Genomic DNA, 19,471 nt, shown 5'->3' on the forward strand with positions numbered 1-19,471 from the left:
ATTATTGAATTTTCTTAAGTCGACAGATAAAGAAACCATCTGTCCCATGATCATGAGGCCATATCCGTATATAACCTTTATCTGTAATTAGTGAATCATCAAGGATTTCTTCTGGGTTGATTTCATCAACTTCAAAATGGGTATGCTCCTCAACAAATGATTCTATTTTATTTTCATTTTCTTCCACACTAAGGGTACAAGTAGAATATATCAAATAACCTCCAGGTTTTAACAATGTTGAAAGGTGATTTAATAAATCACTTTGAATCCTGGATAAAGATTGAATATCTGCCATTGTCTTTACATATTTAATCTCAGGCTTTCGACGCATTAAACCTAACCCTGAACATGGTGCATCTAAGTATATCACATCAAAAAGCTTTTGAGAAAGTCCTTCAAATTTTAAAGCATCCATTGCTTTCAAGCTAATCCTATCCGATAAGCCCATTCGCTCAGCATGATCTGCTAAAATTTTTAATTTTCTTGCTGATATGTCTAAAGCAGTTAAATGTCCCTCACTTAACAAAGATGCAATATGAGTAGCTTTTCCTCCAGGTGCTGCACAAGCATCCAAAACTTCTTCATCTCCTTGAATTAAGCCCAAAGGAGCAACTAGCATAGAGGACTCATCTTGGATGGTCAATTTTCCTTGTTGAAAAGCTGTTGAATGAATTAAATTTCTATTTGTAGAACGAATTCCTTCTGGAGCAACTGAACTTTTTTCTACTTGAAATCCTTCTTCCATTAAAGCTTGAACCAACTCTTCCCTCTGCTCTTTTGGGAGGGTGAGACGAGCCGAAAGGTAAGATTGATTATTTAAACTAGATAAAAATTCTTCTAATTGCTCAAGTTCTAGAAATTGACTAAAATATTCCACCATCCATTTTTGGATCGAGTATTTAATGGATAATCTTTCATAAAGATCAGTTATCTGATCAAATGACGGTAATTTCTTACGTAAGAATTGCCTTAATATCGCATTGACAAATTTTGCTAAGCCTTGATGACCATTAATTTTTGCTATTTCAACCGCTTCATGCACCACGGCATGCTCAGGGATTCGGTCTAAATAGACTAACTGATAAACGGAAAGCCTTAATAGAGACTGAATCCAGTCTTCTACTGTTTTATCCTCAAGCAAGTCCTTCAAATAATAGTCTAAAGTCATTCTTCTTTGCACAGAACCATAGACTACTTTTACAATCAAATTTCGATCTTGTAAACTTTTTGGGCTTTCAACCATAAATTGATCAATCACATGATTAGAGTACTCGCCATGATGATCAATCTGATCTAAAAGGATCAGCATATCCCAGCGCAGATTATTTTTTAATAATCGTTTACTTTTATTTTTTATTTTCATAATCATTTCCTTTTAAATGAAAAGTATTCCCTAACATTTGTTCAATCGGGCTTCCCTTCATAAAGTTTTTAACCGGCATTCTCTTTTTACCACTGGCTTGATACTCTGTCACTTTAAGAACAGTCCCTTGCCCACATTGGACATAGAAAGATTCCTCATCCGATCCGATAATCGTGCCAGGTTTTTGATCAGCCAATAAGCTTAACTCACCTATTCTTTGAAGGGGATAGGCTTGCCAAATCTTGACTCTTTGCCCTTCATAAAGGGTATAAGTAGTTGGAAATGGTCTAAATGCTCGAATATGTCGATCTATTTCATAAGCAGTTTCTTGCCAATTTAGTTCTTCTTCCTCTTTTTTTATCGTTGGTGCATACGTCACTTGGTCTAATGGTTGATCATAAGCCTGAAGCTGATGATCAAAAATTCTAGGTAAAGTATCTAATAAAAGTTCCCGTCCCATAATTGCGAGTTTTCCAAAGAGAATCCCTACATCATCTTGATCATTAATCGGTAATGGGGCTTGCTTATAAATCGCTCCTGCATCCATTTCTTCTGACATTTGCATAATGGTCACTCCGGTCTCTTCTTGCCCTTGCCAGATAGCATAATGAATGGGGGCTCCCCCACGATATTTCGGCAAAAGCGAAGCATGAACATTCACTGCCCCATACTCAGGTCGATTCAATAATTCAATGGGAATCTTTTGTCCATAAGCAGCTGTCACAATGATATCTGCTTCAATCTTCATCAGCTCATCCAGTTCATTTGACTCTTTCAATTGCTCAGGCTGGAGGACAAGCAAGTTATGTTCTAATGCCATTTCTTTAACAGGAGGTGGTGTTAAGAGACGTTTCCTGCCAACTGGACGGTCCGGTTGTGTCACCACAGCCACTATGTCATAATCCACAATCTTGATCAGACCCTCTAAGATCGTGGCAGCAAATTTAGGTGTCCCCATAAAGATAATCTTTTTCATATTTTCACTTCCTAAATAAAATATTGTGGCTCATGATCAATTTGAATAAAGATTCCCTCTTTTAAAGTTTCTTGAGCCTCTTGTAAGATTTGATTTAAATCGCTTTGAATAACTTGTCGGTTTTTATATTTTAGCATTAATTGGAATTGATAATAATCATTAATCCTTTCAATTCCAGCAACAGATGGTCCCAAGATAAGTACTTCTTCCTCAGAAATCTGACTCGTTTGGAACAGTTTTTGTTTGATTTGATAAATTGCTGCTTGAGCCTTACTTCGATTTTTTGAACTGGCACGAATAAGAGTTGTAAAATAATAAGGTGGATATTGGCCCATATGACGACGTTTCATTTCATAATAAAAAAATTGCTCATAATCATGTTGCTGCACTAACTTCATAACGTAATGATCGGGATTATAGGTTTGAATAATCACCTCACCGGAATATTTACCACGCCCTGTTCGCCCCGCCACTTGAGTGAGTAGTTGAAAAGATCGCTCAGCCGCTCTAAAGTCAGGAATATTCAGACCTGTGTCTGCATTAATCACACCCACCAATGTAACTTTCTCGTAATCAAGCCCTTTAGCAATCATTTGCGTTCCTAGTAGAATGGCTCCTTCTTGTTCGGAAAATGCTTTGAGTAATTTGGCATGGGAGCCTTTACGTTTGGTAGTATCATTGTCCATTCGAATCACGGGTGTTCCTGGAAAAAGCTCTTCAATTGTTTCTGCAACCTTTTGTGTTCCCAAGCCTTGACTTCTCATATGTTGACTATCGCATTGAGGACAATGGAGAGGAACCGTACATTGATAATCACAATAGTGGCATTTCATTTGATGATCAAACTTATGATAGGTCAACGAAATATCACAACGTGGACATTGAAGCACATATCCGCACGAACGACATAATAAATAGGAGGCATACCCTCTGCGATTAAGTAGAAGAACGACTTGCTCCTTCTTGGCTATTTTTTCTCTTATTTTCGTTTCTAACAAAGGAGAAAATTCTAAATGTTGTTGGTAAACAACCGTCTGAGTCATGTCTACTATTTCCACAGGAGGTAAGGGACGTTGGTTTATTCTTTCGGGCATGCTAAGTAATTGGTAATGACCGACTTCTGCTCTTGCTCTCGATTCTAGTGAGGGGGTCGCTGATCCCAGAACTAAGGGACATGAATGGTGTTCTGATCGCCAAACAGCTACATCTCGCGCATGATAGCGTGGATTGTCAGCTTGTTTATAGCTCGTTTCATGCTCTTCATCGATAATAATTAAACCTAAATTTTTCAGCGGTGCAAAGATTGAGGATCTTGCCCCCACCACAATGGGAGCTTCTCCTCTAATAATCCTTCTCCATTCATCATACTTCTCGCTAATACTTAGACCTGAATGCAGAACCGCCACTCTTTGACCAAAGCGACCAATAACCCGTTGAACCATCTGGGGTGTAAGGGAAATCTCTGGCACCAGTAAAATAGAAGTTTGGCCTTTCTTTAAGGTTTCTTCCATTAATTGTAAGTAAACTTCGGTTTTTCCAGATCCTGTTACACCTTCCAATAGAAAGGTCTGGGACTTCTCATGTTGAATAGCCAATAGAACTTCTTTGAATGCTTCTTCTTGCATAGGGAGTAACTTTTGGGCTTCAGTCTGAGCAAAGTGACTCACTTGATAAGGTTTGCGGTACTCTTCTTTTTCCTCAAGTGTCATCCAACCTTTTTTGATAGCATTTTTTATAGTGGCGACACTCACATTCGATAGCTCTGCTAAAGTTTTCAGTTCGATGGCATGATCTAAAGGCTGTTCGATGAGATAAGTTAATAATTGAGCTTGTTTATGACTCCTTTTGTCTAGTTCGATCAAAATGCGTTGAAGTTCTTCAGCGGAATAAGACGGAGAAACATATTTAACTTTTCTAACCGTTGTTTGATCATAAATTCGATACTCAATTTCAATCAATTGCTCTTTAATCAAACGTTGGATTTTATTCCGGCTGATTTGATTTTCTAACCAATTTCGTTCAAGTTCATCACTTGTCACCTTTTCAGGATCAACATTTAATTCTGCCGCTAATTTTACCGCATCTAAAACAATAACGACCGAGTCATATTTCACTTTCAACATACTCGGTAACATCGCTTGAAGAACTGTAATTCGAAAAGCATGCAAATAATTCGCTAAATATTCAGAAAGTTCTACCAATTCAGCACTTAGATAGGATTGATAATCCAAAAGACCTGTAATTTCTTTCAATTTTCCCGAATAATCACTTTTCTCTTTAATTTTCACGACAAAAGCAAGCAATGTTCGATTGCCAAAAGGTACTTGAACGCGCATTCCAAGTTGAATGATTGCTTGATCTTCCTCAGCAACTCCATAATCAAACGTTCGATTAACCTGAGCACTTGGAATATCAACTATTACTTCTATTACCATTTAAACCTCCAAACTAAAAAACTACTATGACATCATTCATTAATCCAATGACTCATAGTAGTGCTAAGTTTTGCAATTAGTCTTTGATAGATAGAACCCCTGAAACAACTTCTTCAAGCGCTTTACCTACAGGCTTAACAGCTTCATAATCTTCCAATTGCATAATTTTATATTCATGCATTTCTTTTGCACGTTTACTTGCAAGAATAATTAATGAATATTTTGATGATTCTTTCTCCAATAAATCGTCAATAGACGGGTATAACATCATCGTGATTCAGCTCCTTCTACGAAATAATCTTGAATATCTTGTTGAATCCGATCCACAATTCGCTCAACTTTTAAATGTTCACACTCTATTATAGCATTAATTTTGCTAACAGCGTTAGGAACATAATCATTTACCACTACATAATCGTAATCCTTCATCATTTCAATCTCTTCACGCGCTCTTTCCATTCTTTCCATGATCACAGCTTGGCTATCTGTGCCACGATCTGTAAGTCGCGTTTCCAATTCTTTAAAACTAGGTGGAGCAAGAAATATGAAGATGCCTTCCGGCATCCTTTCACGAACTTTTCTAGCACCTTGAACCTCTATTTCTAGAAAGACATCACGACCAGCCTGTAAATTCTCTTCAATATATGCTAGTGGAGTTCCGTAATAATTCCCCACATATTCTGCATACTCTAATAAGGCATCCTTTTCAATTAAATTTTCAAATTCTTCCCTACTTATAAAGAAATAATCTTCCCCATTTACTTCACCAGGTCGGCTGGAACGAGTAGTTGCAGATACCGAATAAATATAATTGCAATTTTCATTGTCAAATACAGCTTCTCTTACAGTACCTTTTCCAACACCTGATGGTCCGGATAAAATAATTAACAAACCTCTTTGAGTGGACATGCCTTACCTCCATCTAATTATATCTGTTATCTTATCATATTTAGCTAAATTCTGAAAGATGATAAAAAATAAAAAAACATACCAAAAAAACGAAAATTCGTTCGCTTTTGTGTTGACAAAACGAAAATTTGTTCGTATACTGTATTTACAAACAGATGTTCGTAAGTGATATTAACTAAGGAGATGTTTACCAGTGGAATTACCTATTAAGAATCCTTTCTCTAATCAATGGCTACAGAATGTAGCAAATGACTTGTTTAGCCCTTTTATCCAACCGGCTCCACTCGTTCAAGAAGATATTCCCATGTCTTCACAAAAAGAACTTGAAATTATTCTAGATAGCCACTATCTCTCCCAATTACCTGTTAATATTTTATTTGAATATTATGATCAGCAAAACTGTTTGCAGATGGCTCAAATAGAAGTTATCATTGATTCACCTATTCAAGCTGATTCTTTTATCAAAGTTCGATCTGCTGAATCTGCTTTCTATTTAGAGCTTAATCAAATTATTAATGTGACTGCCATCACGCATAATTTGATTGCATAACTATGCGAGACATCTGTCCCTCAAGATCTGATCCCCAAATTGAGGGTTAATCCCCCCTAACTTGAAAATAAGTTAGGGGGGGATTTTACTAATCATTTAATAAAGATGAAGTTTCTTTACGTGATAAAAATCGTGTTCTTTTCGGAATAAGGAAAGCATGATTCATCCGACCTGCAATGATAAGCAAGACGGCGCAGAGCGCACTGGTAGTTATCCATGACAACCAAAAATTCAATTCATTTACTGGAAGCTCACTCTTATTTCCAAGAGCCAATGGAATAGCAAGGTATCTTAAAAGATAAAACGATAGACTCGTCATTAAACTGGCTGTGACAATATTTAGATAGGTGGAGGAATAACGATGATTGTTTAGAGTCTTTTGGGTATATTTAGCAAATAGTCCTGCAAGGCCCACAGATAAATGAGGTATGATTGATAATAAGACCACGTCCCACCAATCACGTATCCCATAATCGAAGACCCCTATTATAATACCCGCTAAGGCTCCGGCAAGCACACCAGAGGCCCATCCGTATCTTAAAGCAAACCATACTAAGGCTACCAGCCCAATATGTGGGATGATACCGCCCATCGAATTGATCGCGTAATTCGTCAGCAAATGTCCTCCAAAGCATAATATCAACGCCAAAGCCAAGTCCAACATTAAGCGCCATAAACGTTTATTCATATTTCACCTCTAGTCTTTCTTCGCCTGATAGTTCGAAGCCTCCATGATGATCGGTAAAACAACAGGCCGTCTTTTGGTTTCCTTAAATAGGAACTTGCCAATTTTCTCTCTTAAATCGCCTTTTAATTCACCCCAGTCAAAATCATCCGAAGCAAGATGCTCATCTAAAACATCCAAGGTTATATCAGAACAAGCTTCAATAAGATCCGTGGAAGTTTTCATAAATACAAATCCTCTTGAAGTAATCTGTGGTCCTACCAAAATCTTCTTCAATCTTCTAGAGATGGTTGCCACTACAACAAAAATTCCATCTTCACTTAAGACTCTCCGATCACGAAGCACCACATTTCCAATATCTCCTACACCAATTCCATCTACTAACACATCACCAGCATCTACTTGACCGCTCAGTGCCATTTTTCCATTTTTATACTCTAATACATCCCCTAAGGACAGAATAACAACCTGGTCTGGCTTCATTCCAACTTGAGTAGCAAGATCAGCATGAGCCTTTAGCATGCGGTACTCTCCGTTAATAGGAATCAGATATTGCGGTTTGATAAAGTTTAACATTAACTTCAAATCATTAGGCGTGGCATGACCAGAAGTTTTATGGTGATCTGTCACACTTAAGACACTTGCCCCAGCTTTATAAATCATATCTTTAGTCCTTGCCACACTCGTCTCCATTGAGACAGAAGGTGTCGTGGCAATATAAACCGTATCATGTTCCTTAATTCGAACAGAGGGATGGTTTCCTTGAGCCATAGCTTGAATGGTTTTAATAGGTTCTCCAACATCTCCTGTCGCCAGAATAACGACTTGGTTATCTTTAAAACTGTCCACTTTTTTGAAAGAACCAATTACATCACGACTTGGAATATTTATTTTATCTAATTGAATCGCGACATCCACAATCTCATATAACTCATCACTCGGAATAAAAATCGTTCGCTTAGATTGATAAGCAGCTTCTAGCACCTGCTGAATACGAGCTATATTTGATCCTATAGTACCAACGATTACACGACCCTTAGCATTTCGAAAAACTTCAGTAATTTCTTCAGAAATCATTAGATCACTCACATTTTCAACTGGAGACTCTGCTGCAGCAGAATCACTTAGTAGAGCAATCACATTTCCTTCCCCAATGTCCGTTAAACGACCAAAATCTGTTTGGTAAAATTTAGAAGCGCTTGGATCGAAACGGAAATCGCCCGTATAAACAATTGAGCCCTCTGAAGTTTCCAGAACGATCCCTACTGAATCAGGAATGGTATGAGTTGTTCTAAAGAAAGAAACAGTAACCTCATCAAACTCAATCTCAGTTTCAGAGTCAATTTCAAAGAAATTTTCAATTCGATCTTCTAGTCCTTGTTTTCTGGCTGAGATACTGGCCAACTCAATCGTTAAATGCGTTCCAAAGACGGGAGCATTAATTTTATTCAATAAATAAGGCAAGGCCCCCACCGCATCTGCATGTCCATGGGAAAGAAAAATTCCTACTACTCTGTCCGCATTTTCTTCTAAGTATGTAAAATCAGGAATCACCATATCAATTCCTAATAAATCATCCTCAGGAAATAATAAGCCACAATCCAAGACAAAGATGGCTTGATTGATCTCCACAATGTACATATTTTTTCCTTCTTCGCGAACGCCGCCAAGTGGAATAATGTTAATATTACTCATGTAACACCTCTTCAATATATTTATAACTGAATCTGCTAAGCAGACTTGTTTGCCACCATTAGACGGCACACCTTTTTAAATTATAACACACTCTTACCCGAATGAAAATTTGTAACTTTATAGAAAAAAGCCTATCACAGACTGAATCTGCAATAGGCTTTTGAATTATTCTGGTTTTTGCATCAAGACTTTGCGTGATAAGTCAATTCGTCCTCGCTCATCAATTCCTGTTACTTTAACGGTTACCTTATCCCCTAGATCAAAGACATCATCCACTTTTTCAATGCGACGATGATCAATTTGAGAAATATGTAATAAACCACTCTTGCCTGGTAACACTTCCACAAAAGCCCCATAGCTTTCAATTCGAATAATTGTTCCTTCATATGTTTGGCCAGATTCTACTTCAGCCACTAGGGATTCTACAATTGCTTTTGCTCGATCAATCATTGCTTGATCAGCAGATGCAATACTTACATTTCCATCTTGCGTAATGTCAATTTTAACCCCTGTTTCCTCAATAATTGAGTTAATCGTTTCGCCGCCTTTACCAATCACCACTTTAATTTTCTCTGGATCAATTTGAATCATATCAATCTTAGGTGCAAATGGACTTAGCTCTTTTCGTGGTTCAGGTAATTCTGAAGTGATATTATTCAGAATTTCTAAACGAGCTTTTTGAGCTTGTTCTAAGGCCTCTTGAAGAATCGCTTCAGTGATTCCTTGAATTTTGATATCCATTTGTAGAGCGGTTATTCCTTTTTCAGTTCCTGCTACTTTAAAGTCCATATCTCCAAGATGGTCTTCCAAACCTTGAATATCCGTTAGAACGGTGTAATTTTCTCCATCCATCACTAAGCCCATCGCAATACCTGCAACGGGAGCCTTAATAGGGACACCTGCATCCATTAAAGCTAAGGTTCCAGCACAAATAGAAGCTTGTGAGGATGAACCATTCGATTCTAACACTTCAGCAACCAATCGAATCATATATGGGAATTCTTCTTCAGACGGAATCACTTGAGCTAGCGCTCGTTCACCTAATGCTCCGTGCCCAATTTCTCGGCGTCCAGGACTTCCAACTCTTCCTGTTTCTCCAACTGAAAAATTAGGAAAATTATAGTGATGAATAAAACGCTTATCTTCTTCAGTCCCAAGTCCATCAATAATTTGATGTTCGCTCAAAGGAGCTAATGTCGCAATTGATAGCGCTTGTGTCTGCCCCCGTGTAAAGAGACCAGAACCATGTGTTCGAGGGAGTAGTCCGGCAACTGATTCTAATGAGCGAATCTCATCAATTTGACGACCATCTGGTCGAATACGTTCATGTGTAATGAGACGTCGCACTTCATCCTTTTCTAATTCATGAAGAGCTTTATGAACATCTTTTACTTTATCCTCGTGATCCGGATCATCCAACATTTTCTCAGTAAAGAAGACAACTGCCTCTTCCATCAAAGCATTTACCGCTTCTTCACGAGCTTTCTTTTCTGGCGTTTGAATCGCTTGTACCATACGTTCTTTATATAAAGCTTGAACTTGCTGCTGGATATTTTCATCAATAGAGACTAATTCAAATTCAAATTTATCTTTACCAACTGCAGCCACAATTTCATTCTGAAAAGCCACTAATTCTTTAATCGCTTGGTGACCAAATAGTAAGGCTTCTAACATTGCTGCTTCATCAACTTCTTTTGCTGATGACTCCACCATATTGATCGCATGAGCAGTCCCGGCAACGGTTAAATCAATGTCAGACTCTTCTTTTTGAGAAGGAGTAGGATTAATCAATAATTCGCCGTTAATTCGTCCCACATCTACCCCAGCAATCGGTCCATCAAAAGGAATGTCGGAGATAGCAATTGCTAATGAAGAGCCAAACATCGCAGCCATTTCGGGGGAACAATCTTGCTCAACCGATAACACAGTATTAGTTATTTGAATTTCATTTCGAACGCCATCAGGGAACATTGGTCGAATCGGACGGTCAATTAAACGTGCAGTAAGCGTTGCGTTTTCAGATGGACGACCTTCTCTTTTAATAAATCCACCTGGTACTTTTCCAACGGCATACATTTTCTCAATATAGTGAACCGTCAAAGGGAAAAAATCCATCCCAGATGCATTTTTTGATGCAACAGCTGCTGTCAAGACGACTGTATCTCCATACCGAACAAGAACTGAACCATTAGCCTGTTTAGCTAATTGCCCAATCTCAACGATCAAGGGACGTCCTCCCCAACTTGTTTCAAAGACTTGTTTATTTGTCATTCTGTAGACTCCTTTATTTAATTTCCGTCTGGAGTACCACTAAACAAAAATCAATTGCTCACAAGCGCGAGCAACTCATGTTTGTATAGTAGTACGACTCCAAACAAGGCTATTAGTAATATAACAAAAAGGATAGCTAAAAGCTATCCTTTCCTCAATGATTATTAACGACGTAATCCCAAACGTTGGATCAAGTTACGATAACGCGTCACGTCTTTATTACGCAAATACGCTAACAAATTACGACGGTGACCAATCTTTTTCATCAATCCACGGTATGAATGAAAGTCTTTTTTATGCGTTTTAATATGCTCATTTAAAGAGTTAATATCTTCAGTTAAAACTGCTACCTGTACTTCAACAGAACCTGTATCGCCTTCGTGTTGAGCAAACTCTTTAATGATTTCATTTTTACGTTCTTGTGAAATTGCCATGTTTTCCACCTCTTTCATTTTTAATTCGGCCACTGGCTAAGAATAACGTTGGTGATTCGTCAATCTGAGCAAGGGTCATATAATCCCAATCAGTCAAAGACGTCAACTGAAAGATTACCAAATTATTATACTGCAATCGTTCTTCTAAAGCAAGATTAAATTATTCATTATTTAAAGCGTAATAAACCTGAAATTCTTCTGGCGCTTGTTCTTTCTCCAATAAGTACCACTTGAGTTCCGCTGGCGATTGCTTCTTTTCTAGACAACTAAAGTAATAGCGCAAGTCAAGATGAAGATGACTGCCTTCCCCCTTGATAGGATTCGCAGGAATGTCAAAAAGACGAAGGTCAATGAGTCTTTCTTGGGTTCCAGACGCAATAGAGAAGCCTGTCTCTTCATAGAATTCTCGCTTGGCCGTTTCAACAGGAAACTCCCCTGCTTCAACATGACCAGCAGGTAATAACAATCTGTTTAAATAGGGATGCTGGATAAAAAAAGCACGATCCCCTTTCAAGACAAAAGCAGAAGCAGACAGGTGAAAAGGACTGGTCCGATCTGTAAGTTCACTCTCTGATAGCTTCTCCACTTTACTTAAACTTGTCTCTAAAATTTTGTGATCCATCCATGGATAGTTTTGCCTCTGTATCTGATCAATTGATTCTAACAAAAGCTCCTTAAGCTTTACCAAGCAAGTCACTCCTTACAACTTTAATTAAATAGAAAGAACCGACAATAAGCAATGGGGTCTGCTGGTCTTTAAGACTTTGTTCTAAAGCCTCACGAGGTTCAACATGAGTTTGAAATGGAACAGCATAAGCTTCAAATAAAGCTTGAAGTTGCTCAATCGGCATATAACGATCGGGATGATCTACTTGCGTTAATATAAAATCGGCATTGAGAGTCACAAGTCTTTCTACAATTCTCGGAACATCTTTATCTTTTAAGAAGCCACAGATAAGGGTCACTTTTTGCTGGCCAAACTCCTCTTTTAAACTTGTAATAAATTCTTCGATCGCATCCACATTGTGGGCTGCATCAAGAATAATAGCAGGATCATTTTGAATCCACTCAAATCGGCCTGGTAAACTAAGGTTTTCCAAAGCTTTATTGATATTTGTTATCTGAAAAGTCCTATTATTTTGTTTTAACCAAGTAAGGTACCATGCCATTACAGTTGCTAAATTTTCTTGTTGGTACGTTCCCTTTAAGCCGAGTTGAATCGAAAAATCTTTATAAGCTGGATCATTAATATAATAAGTTCCGGACTCATCTTTCATGATAAAATCTTCTTCAACTCGAATAAAGGTGCTTGCTTGTGATTCTGTTTTGTTCCTAATAATGGTTTCGACTCCCTCTCTTTGAAAAGGAGCTAATACAACCGTTCGCTGGGGACGAATAATTCCTGCTTTTGTATGAGCGATTGCTTCTAAATTATCTCCCAACAGATTGAGGTGATCTAACCCTATCTTGGTCACAATGGCATATTCCGAATCACCAATCGCATTCGTAGCATCTAATGCTCCCCCTAGACCGCATTCTATCACAACATAATCACAGACACGATTAGCAAAGTAGACCATGGCCACTAGAAATGTTGTTTCAAATTGTGACAAATCTTCTTCAGGTTGAAGGCCCATCGTTAAGGCTGCCTGATAAACTTGTTCCAGACAGCTATAGAAAGTTGTGCTTGCTATCATTTCATGATTTACCACAATCGATTCTCTTTCAGTATATAAATGCGGGCTAGTGAAGAGACCAATTCTATCATAATGTAATTTTAACAAGGCCGAGATCATGGTTGAAGTAGAGCCTTTACCATTTGTACCTGCAATGTGAATAATTTTAAAAGCTTGATCAGGTTGACCCAATTCTTTTAAAAGACGCTTCAGTAAGGTGATTCGGTCTCCCTCACCATATAAAATATTCGGAACGTTTGCCGATAAATCAGATGCCATTAATGAATCACCTTCGGTAAAGATTGTAAGAATTCATTTCTCAATTGGACATCATCGTTAAAAGCACCTAAAAAATAAGTTGTTCTTGTGACAGAATTAGTTTTCGCGACACCACGCATTTCAACACACATATGACGGGCATCCACCACAACCGCTACCCCTCTTGCGTTCGTAATCTCCATCAAGATATCTGCGACATTGCGTGTAATATTTTCCTGCACATTTAATTTTTTAGAAACATAGTCCACTAAACGTGGGATTTTTGATAGACCAATGATTTTTCCTTCTTGAGGCAGGTAACCAACATTGACCGTTCCAAAGAAAGGTAACATATGGTGCTCACACATTGAATAAAATGGGATATTATTTACAGAGACCATTTGACTAGCTTGGCTGGTTTCTGTGGGAAACATTTTTCCTTCTGTAAATTCAGTCTTACAGGTCGAAGCGGTCATTTCTTTTAAAGCTTTCGCGACACGTTTCGGTGTTTCAACTAGGCCTTCACGGTCAGGATCTTCTCCTATTTCAATTAAAATTTCACGGACTAATTCTTCAATTCGATTAAGGTTTAATTCTGTCATTCTTATCTACTCTTTCTATTCTTTGATCAGTTGTTGCTTCTAACTTTGCAATGGCTTCTGTAATAGCTTCAGTATGGATAAAATCTTTTTCCATTATTTCTTGTAAAGGGATTAAAACAAATAAGCGATTAAAAACTTCTGGATGTGGTAAGGTAAGATCGGGATGATCGCTCTCCAGTTCATCGTAAAATAAAATATCGATATCTAAGGTGCGTGGCCCCCAAATAATCACGCGTTTTCTCAAAAGTTCCGCTTCAATTTCATGAATATAATCCAAAAGTTCCTCACCTGAAAGTGACGTCTGAATTAGCATAGCTTGATTAATAAAATCATCTTGAACGACTCCACCCACTGGTGAGGTTTGATAATACGCCGAAACTTTTTGTACTACAATTTGAGGATGAGCTGCTAGGCGTTGCTGTCCCTGACTTAGGTTCTCAAAGCGATCCCCTAGATTGGAACCAAGACTCAAATAGACCGAATGTTCCACCTTTATGCCTCCATCTCCACTTCTGCTGAATCAAGAATCCCATCAATAGGGACTTGCAATTTACGCAAATTAACTTTAACACTTTCTATTTTATCAGGACTTGCCTGCTTAATAAGATCGATGATTTCGAAGGCCATTGTTTCAATTAAATCAGCCCGACTTTCTTTAATATACTCAGCGATCTTATCATAGAAAACAGCATAAGAAACCGTTTCATCGATGTCATCTCTCGTCACAGACGATTTAATCTTAACCGTTAAATCAATGGCAATATTTTGGCCTAATTTTTTTTCTTCTGGAAACACACCGATATAAGAATGAAAGAGCATATTATTTAATTTTATTTTAAACATTTTTCCACCTACTTAGCCTTATAAGCGCCATAATTAATATCTTCAAGTGTTTCTGCCATACGAATATTATTACCAATGAGACTGGCGATGTGATGTTCTGTTCCAACATGTACTCTTACCACTTCAACTCCCATAAAAGAAGCAACTGCTGTTAGAGCAGCTGAAGCCTCATCTCGCAATGAAAAGCCTTCCTCAGTCTTAGTATCTATATTATATCCGGCATCTGCTAAGGTATTTTGGATAAATCTTTTTCTTGAAACTCCTAGAAAACACGTATATCCCCATTGATGAATTAATTGAGCATGCTTAACTAAGTTAAAGTTTTCTTTCTTGGTTAAACCAAAGCCTATACCAGGATCTAAAATAAGACGATCCCGAGATAGTCCTGCCGCTTCTGCATATTCAAAGGACTTTTTAAAATAAGCTTCCATAAGTTCAATTTCATCCATTTCAGCAAATCGTTCTAATTCATTCTGGGTAAAAACTCCCTCAGCACCAAATTGAGGAAACACCTTAGCAGAAGGATGATTAGGTCGAACAATAACAGGATTAATCATCACCACTGCTCCTGCTTGACTTGGTGCTATTACTGAAGCCATACGTGGATCTCCCAACAACCCGGTAATATCATTGACAATATCTGCTCCTGCATCAATCGCAGCCTTAGCGACTTCAGATTTCCATGTATCAACTGAAACAATTGCATCGGTTTCTTTTTTTATCGCTCGAATGACAGGAACAACCCGCTTAATCTCTTCTTCAATATCAACGTAGGTCGAACCAGGTCGAGTAGATTCACCTCCAACGTCAATCATTCGACATCCCTGATTAATAAGCTCTTTTGCTCGATCTATTGCTTTTTGGGTTTCAAACCACATCCCACCATCTGAGAAAGAATCTGGGGTCACATTTACGATTCCACAAATGATGGTGGGATCGCCGTGTTGAATGGTTTGACCATTGAAATTAAAATGCGCCTGATTTTTTTCTATCACTGTTAACATTTTATCCTCCATCGGGATGATCACTCTATTTGTATGTAAAAAGAGCACTCTAAAAATAGAGTGCCGCCGCAAATAAACAGCGGAGGCGATATTCTAACGCATGGTTGTATCCCCACTTCGTCTCCTAGCTACATCCCATCTAGAAGCACTTGACGTAAAATATCTACTCTGTTTTATTGATACCGTTCCATTGTATGCGATTACTCAAAAGAATACAATGGCTTTAATCATCTATTTTAAGTTTCTTATTATTTCATCCCAAAGTGGGCTTTTAATTCCATAATAATATCTCGCGTTTGAGCTGCAGCCTCAAAGTTCATTTCTTTAGCATAGGATTTCATTTGCAATGACAAACGTTCAAGCTCTTCTTCTCTTTGAAGGCGAGAAAGCTTTTTAAATTGAAGAAGAATGTTCTCCTCCTCTTCTTCGGTTTGAACATCATGAGTAATCCGTATGAGATCACGAACCTCTTTTTTGATTGTTTTAGGTGTAATACCATGTTCTTTGTTATAGGCCATCTGAATCTGACGCCGCCGCTCGGTCTCCTTAATGGCTCGATCCATCGAACCTGTAATTTGATCAGCATACATAATGACATAACCGTTCTCATTACGAGCAGCTCGTCCAATCGTTTGCACCAACGATCTTTCTGACCTTAGGAATCCTTCTTTATCCGCATCTAGAATAGCCACTAAAGAAACCTCAGGCACATCTAAGCCTTCTCGTAAAAGGTTGATCCCTACTAATACATCAAAAATACCTAAACGTAAATCACGAATAATTTCTGTTCTTTCTAAAGTCACGATATCAGAATGAAGATACTTCACTTTAATATCTAGCTCTTTTAAGTAATCCGTTAAGTCTTCCGACATTTTTTTAGTTAAAGTGGTAATAAAGACTCTTTCATTGCGTTCCACTCTTTTATTGATTTCAGAGACTAAATCATCAATTTGACCTTGGATAGGACGAACTTCTATCTTTGGATCAAGTAAGCCTGTTGGACGAATAATTTGTTCCGCCACTTTTCCTCCCACTCTCTCCATTTCATAAGGACCGGGAGTTGCAGATATATAAATAATTTGATTAACATGTTGTTCAAATTCTTCTAATCTTAGGGGCCGGTTATCAACCGCTGAAGGAAGTCTAAAACCATACTCTACTAATTGTTCTTTACGAGCTCGGTCTCCATTGTACATTCCTCGAATTTGGGGCATGGTAATATGCGATTCGTCCGCTACAATGAGATAATCTTCGGGAAAGAAATCAAGTAAGGTATAGGGAGCTTCTCCTGGCGCCCTTCCATCCATGTGACGCGAGTAATTCTCAATCCCTGAACAATAGCCCATTTCCAGAAGCATTTCAATATCATAGTTAGTACGCTGTTCTAAGCGCTGGGCTTCGAGGAGTTTGTTTTGTGCCCTAAGTTCTTCTAACCGTTCTTCAAGTTCAATCCGTATTGATTCAACCGCTCGCAACACCTGATCTTGATTGGCCACAAAGTGAGTCGCAGGATAAATTGGAAAATGATCCACATCGTTTTTAATTTCTCCTGTTAAAACGTCTACTTCACGTATCCGATCAATTTCATCACCAAAAAATTCTACACGGATAACTTCCTTATCACGAGAAGCTAGAAAAATTTCCAGCACATCTCCTCTAACCCTAAAAGTTCCTCGTTGGAAATCAATATCATTGCGAACAAATTGCATATCGACCAAACGAGTAACCACTTCATCACGAGAAATTTCCTGCCCTTGACGCAAAGAAAGAACATGTTCACGGTACATTTCTGGATCTACCAATCCATAAATGCATGAAACTGAAGCGACCACGATCACATCATTCCGCTCTAATAAAGCGGATGAGGCAGAATGGCGGAGCTTATCAATCTCATCATTAACACTCGACTCTTTCTCAATATAGGTATCACTTGCTGGAACATAAGCCTCCGGTTGATAATAATCATAATAGGAAACAAAGTATTCTACTGCATTATTAGGGAAAAATTCTAACAATTCAGAATATAATTGTCCTGCTAAGGTCTTATTATGAGCTAGAACTAGGGTCGGTTTATTGACAGATTCAATCACCTTCGCCACTGTATAAGTTTTCCCCGTTCCAGTTGCTCCAAGCAAAACTTGTTCATCTTCACCTTGCTGAATCCCCTCCACTAATTGTTGAATAGCTTGGGGTTGATCGCCTGCAGGTTCATAAGGGGCCACAACTTTAAATTTATTATTTTTCAAACAGGGATCCTCCTTTATTTATCGACTTCCTTAATTTAATAGAAGATTTTAGGATAGTCAACTTTTGTGTGTTACCATCGATGGAAGCAAAAACTTTTTATTGCAAGATTGATTGGACTTATGTATAATGTTTCATGTTGACTAAGTTTCCGAGCTTAGCTATTCTTATTTGAAAAGGGGTGACCATCGATGGCCAATACAACATCAGCAATGAAACGCGCTCGTCAAACAGAAAAAATCACAAGCCGTAAACGTACTCAAGTAACTGCTTTACGTACTTCAATCAAGAAAGTTCGCCAAGCAGTTGAAACAGGAGAAGGCGATGCACAAGCATTATACCAAGAAGCGGTTAAAGCAATTGACTCAGCTGCAAGTAAAGGTTTAATTCATCACAATAAGGCTTCTCGTGACAAATCACGTTTAGCTAAATTAGTAGCATCAGCTAAATAATAAACAGCCAGAAGTTCCTAGAGGGGCTTCTTTTTTTTGATAAAAAACGCCCTCATAAATTGAAGGCGAATTTTAATTTATAAGAAATTTTCAATTAACCACTCACGATCATAAGGTGCGATCTCAGATACTGGGATATCTAAAATAGTCCTAGCACCTTTCTCCCCTTTAACAGATAATCGATAAGCTGCACGGGCATAAGCCACCAAAACCGAAGCCGTAAAAATCGGTTTCGCTTCTAAATTTAATTGAAATTCCAGTAAATGACCTTTGCCCTTTTCATATTTTCCTGTCCGAATCAATGTACCCGCCTGAGAATTCCCCTGATGCTCTTGGGCCATTTCTTCTTGACTAATAAAATGCACTTCAGTTGCATTGGATGAGAAATAATCTGGTAACTGCTGGATGGCTGCTCTAACTTGCTCTGGATCAGCCCCTTCTTCAAGGACGACAAAAGCTTCACGCGATTGTTGTTGACCAATCGATATTTCAGGAGCTTCTCCCTTACGCACACTTTCTAAAGCTTCTTCAGCTGGTAAAGTATATTGAACTGCATCAGCGACTCCTTTAACTCGACGTAAGGTTTCTGAATGTCCTTGACTAACACTTCTCCCTGTAAATTGGTAGGTTTCACCTTGAGGAAGTACCGCTTCAGCTAAAAGACGATTTAAGCTAAAGAAACCAGGAGCCCAATCTAATGCTAAAATCGCAAGTTTATCGTGTTCACGTGCCACCCGATCCACTCTTTCTAAATGAATAGGTAGCTTGATCATAGGTAAATAAGATTCTACAACATTAAAGTATTGACTGTATTCTAGCGTTTGCTTATAGGTATCTGTTGTCGCTCCTGAACAAATAATGAGAACATCAATCTGATCACTGTACTCTGAAATCTTCTCCAGTCTTTCCTTCTTAACAGGTTGAGTATAACCCACAGTTGTTTCCGCTTCTTCCTGAGAGAAAACTGCTACTAATTCCATGTCATCTTGCGAATTAACATCATGGACTACTTCATTGAGTAGCTGGGGATCTCCCATTACTCCAATTTTAATTTCTGACATCGTGCACCTCTTT

19 protein-coding genes and 1 riboswitch are annotated in these 19,471 nt (G+C 38.2%); of the genes, 2 read left to right on the forward strand and 17 right to left on the reverse strand.

The window, feature by feature from the left end; all coding sequences use genetic code 11:
- Position 1: 1 nt before the first annotated feature.
- From rsmB to gmk, 5 genes are all read right to left on the reverse strand, one after another.
- Positions 2 to 1,363 (reverse strand): 16S rRNA (cytosine(967)-C(5))-methyltransferase RsmB, encoded by a 1,362-nt coding sequence (rsmB, locus tag HZY91_RS01285; protein ID WP_197113933.1) that lies wholly within the window; start codon positions 1,361 to 1,363, stop codon positions 2 to 4.
- Positions 1,347 to 2,339 (reverse strand): methionyl-tRNA formyltransferase, encoded by a 993-nt coding sequence (gene fmt, locus HZY91_RS01290; RefSeq protein WP_197113935.1) that lies wholly within the window; start codon positions 2,337 to 2,339, stop codon positions 1,347 to 1,349. The genes rsmB and fmt overlap by 17 nt, the downstream gene beginning before the upstream one ends.
- An 11-nt stretch (positions 2,340 to 2,350) precedes the next feature.
- Positions 2,351 to 4,774: a primosomal protein N' gene (gene priA / locus HZY91_RS01295; protein WP_197113937.1), complete on the reverse strand. Its 2,424-nt coding sequence runs from the start codon at positions 4,772 to 4,774 to the stop codon at positions 2,351 to 2,353.
- 76 nt (positions 4,775 to 4,850) lie between these two features.
- Positions 4,851 to 5,045, reverse strand: a complete 195-nt coding sequence (gene rpoZ, locus HZY91_RS01300) for a DNA-directed RNA polymerase subunit omega (protein WP_328751420.1) — start codon at positions 5,043 to 5,045, stop codon at positions 4,851 to 4,853.
- On the reverse strand, positions 5,042 to 5,683 hold the full coding sequence (gene gmk / locus HZY91_RS01305; protein WP_197113940.1) for a guanylate kinase: 642 nt from the start codon (positions 5,681 to 5,683) through the stop codon (positions 5,042 to 5,044). The genes rpoZ and gmk overlap by 4 nt, the downstream gene beginning before the upstream one ends.
- 193 nt (positions 5,684 to 5,876) lie before the next feature.
- On the opposite strand from gmk, the gene HZY91_RS01310 reads away from it, so the two are divergent.
- Positions 5,877 to 6,233, forward strand: a complete 357-nt coding sequence (locus tag HZY91_RS01310; protein ID WP_197113942.1) for a hypothetical protein — start codon at positions 5,877 to 5,879, stop codon at positions 6,231 to 6,233.
- Between the two features lie 88 nt (positions 6,234 to 6,321).
- Here HZY91_RS01310 and HZY91_RS01315 read toward each other — a convergent pair whose 3' ends face one another.
- The 11 genes from HZY91_RS01315 to uvrB all read right to left on the reverse strand — a co-directional run bounded on the left by HZY91_RS01315 (position 6,322) and on the right by uvrB (position 17,947).
- The gene (locus tag HZY91_RS01315; RefSeq protein ID WP_197113944.1) at positions 6,322 to 6,921 is read right to left on the reverse strand and encodes an energy-coupled thiamine transporter ThiT; all 600 of its coding nucleotides are present in this window, start codon (positions 6,919 to 6,921) and stop codon (positions 6,322 to 6,324) included.
- A 9-nt stretch (positions 6,922 to 6,930) separates the two neighbouring features.
- Entirely contained in the window at positions 6,931 to 8,613 is a 1,683-nt protein-coding gene (locus HZY91_RS01320) for a ribonuclease J (RefSeq protein WP_197113946.1), read from the reverse strand.
- A 165-nt stretch (positions 8,614 to 8,778) separates the two neighbouring features.
- Complete coding sequence (gene pnp / locus HZY91_RS01325) at positions 8,779 to 10,884, reverse strand: polyribonucleotide nucleotidyltransferase (RefSeq protein WP_197113948.1); 2,106 nt, start codon at positions 10,882 to 10,884, stop codon at positions 8,779 to 8,781.
- Between the two features lie 164 nt (positions 10,885 to 11,048).
- The gene (gene rpsO, locus HZY91_RS01330) at positions 11,049 to 11,318 is read right to left on the reverse strand and encodes a 30S ribosomal protein S15 (RefSeq protein ID WP_197113957.1); all 270 of its coding nucleotides are present in this window, start codon (positions 11,316 to 11,318) and stop codon (positions 11,049 to 11,051) included.
- Between the two features lie 160 nt (positions 11,319 to 11,478).
- Positions 11,479 to 12,006, reverse strand: a complete 528-nt coding sequence (locus HZY91_RS01335; RefSeq protein ID WP_235991436.1) for an NUDIX hydrolase — start codon at positions 12,004 to 12,006, stop codon at positions 11,479 to 11,481.
- Positions 11,993 to 13,273 carry a bifunctional folylpolyglutamate synthase/dihydrofolate synthase gene (locus HZY91_RS01340; protein WP_197113959.1) on the reverse strand — a complete coding sequence of 427 codons (1,281 nt, stop codon included), beginning with the start codon at positions 13,271 to 13,273 and terminating at the stop codon, positions 11,993 to 11,995. Before HZY91_RS01340 ends, HZY91_RS01335 begins: the two co-directional genes overlap by 14 nt.
- A complete protein-coding gene (gene folE / locus HZY91_RS01345) occupies positions 13,273 to 13,854 on the reverse strand; it encodes a GTP cyclohydrolase I FolE (RefSeq protein ID WP_197113961.1) in 582 nt (193 codons plus the stop codon). Before folE ends, HZY91_RS01340 begins: the two co-directional genes overlap by 1 nt.
- On the reverse strand, positions 13,835 to 14,344 hold the full coding sequence (gene folK, locus HZY91_RS01350) for a 2-amino-4-hydroxy-6-hydroxymethyldihydropteridine diphosphokinase (protein ID WP_197113963.1): 510 nt from the start codon (positions 14,342 to 14,344) through the stop codon (positions 13,835 to 13,837). The genes folE and folK overlap by 20 nt, the downstream gene beginning before the upstream one ends.
- Positions 14,345 to 14,346: 2 nt before the next feature.
- A complete protein-coding gene (gene folB, locus HZY91_RS01355) occupies positions 14,347 to 14,697 on the reverse strand; it encodes a dihydroneopterin aldolase (RefSeq protein ID WP_197113971.1) in 351 nt (116 codons plus the stop codon).
- Positions 14,698 to 14,705: 8 nt separating this feature from the next.
- Complete coding sequence (gene folP, locus HZY91_RS01360; protein ID WP_197113973.1) at positions 14,706 to 15,701, reverse strand: dihydropteroate synthase; 996 nt, start codon at positions 15,699 to 15,701, stop codon at positions 14,706 to 14,708.
- Between the two features lie 75 nt (positions 15,702 to 15,776).
- Positions 15,777 to 15,874, reverse strand: a riboswitch (THF riboswitch).
- A 75-nt stretch (positions 15,875 to 15,949) separates the two neighbouring features.
- On the reverse strand, positions 15,950 to 17,947 hold the full coding sequence (uvrB, locus tag HZY91_RS01365; RefSeq protein WP_197113975.1) for an excinuclease ABC subunit UvrB: 1,998 nt from the start codon (positions 17,945 to 17,947) through the stop codon (positions 15,950 to 15,952).
- A gap of 189 nt (positions 17,948 to 18,136) precedes the next feature.
- Here uvrB and rpsT point away from each other — a divergent pair, with 189 nt between their 5' ends.
- Positions 18,137 to 18,397, forward strand: coding sequence for a 30S ribosomal protein S20 (gene rpsT / locus HZY91_RS01370; protein ID WP_197113977.1), 261 nt, complete (start codon positions 18,137 to 18,139; stop codon positions 18,395 to 18,397).
- A 77-nt stretch (positions 18,398 to 18,474) separates the two neighbouring features.
- On the opposite strand, the gene HZY91_RS01375 is transcribed toward rpsT, so the two are convergent.
- Complete coding sequence (locus HZY91_RS01375; protein ID WP_197113979.1) at positions 18,475 to 19,458, reverse strand: diaminopimelate dehydrogenase; 984 nt, start codon at positions 19,456 to 19,458, stop codon at positions 18,475 to 18,477.
- Positions 19,459 to 19,471 lie beyond the last annotated feature (13 nt).

This window comes from Facklamia lactis (genome assembly GCF_015863205.1).
GTDB lineage: Bacteria > Bacillota > Bacilli > Lactobacillales > Aerococcaceae > Facklamia > Facklamia lactis.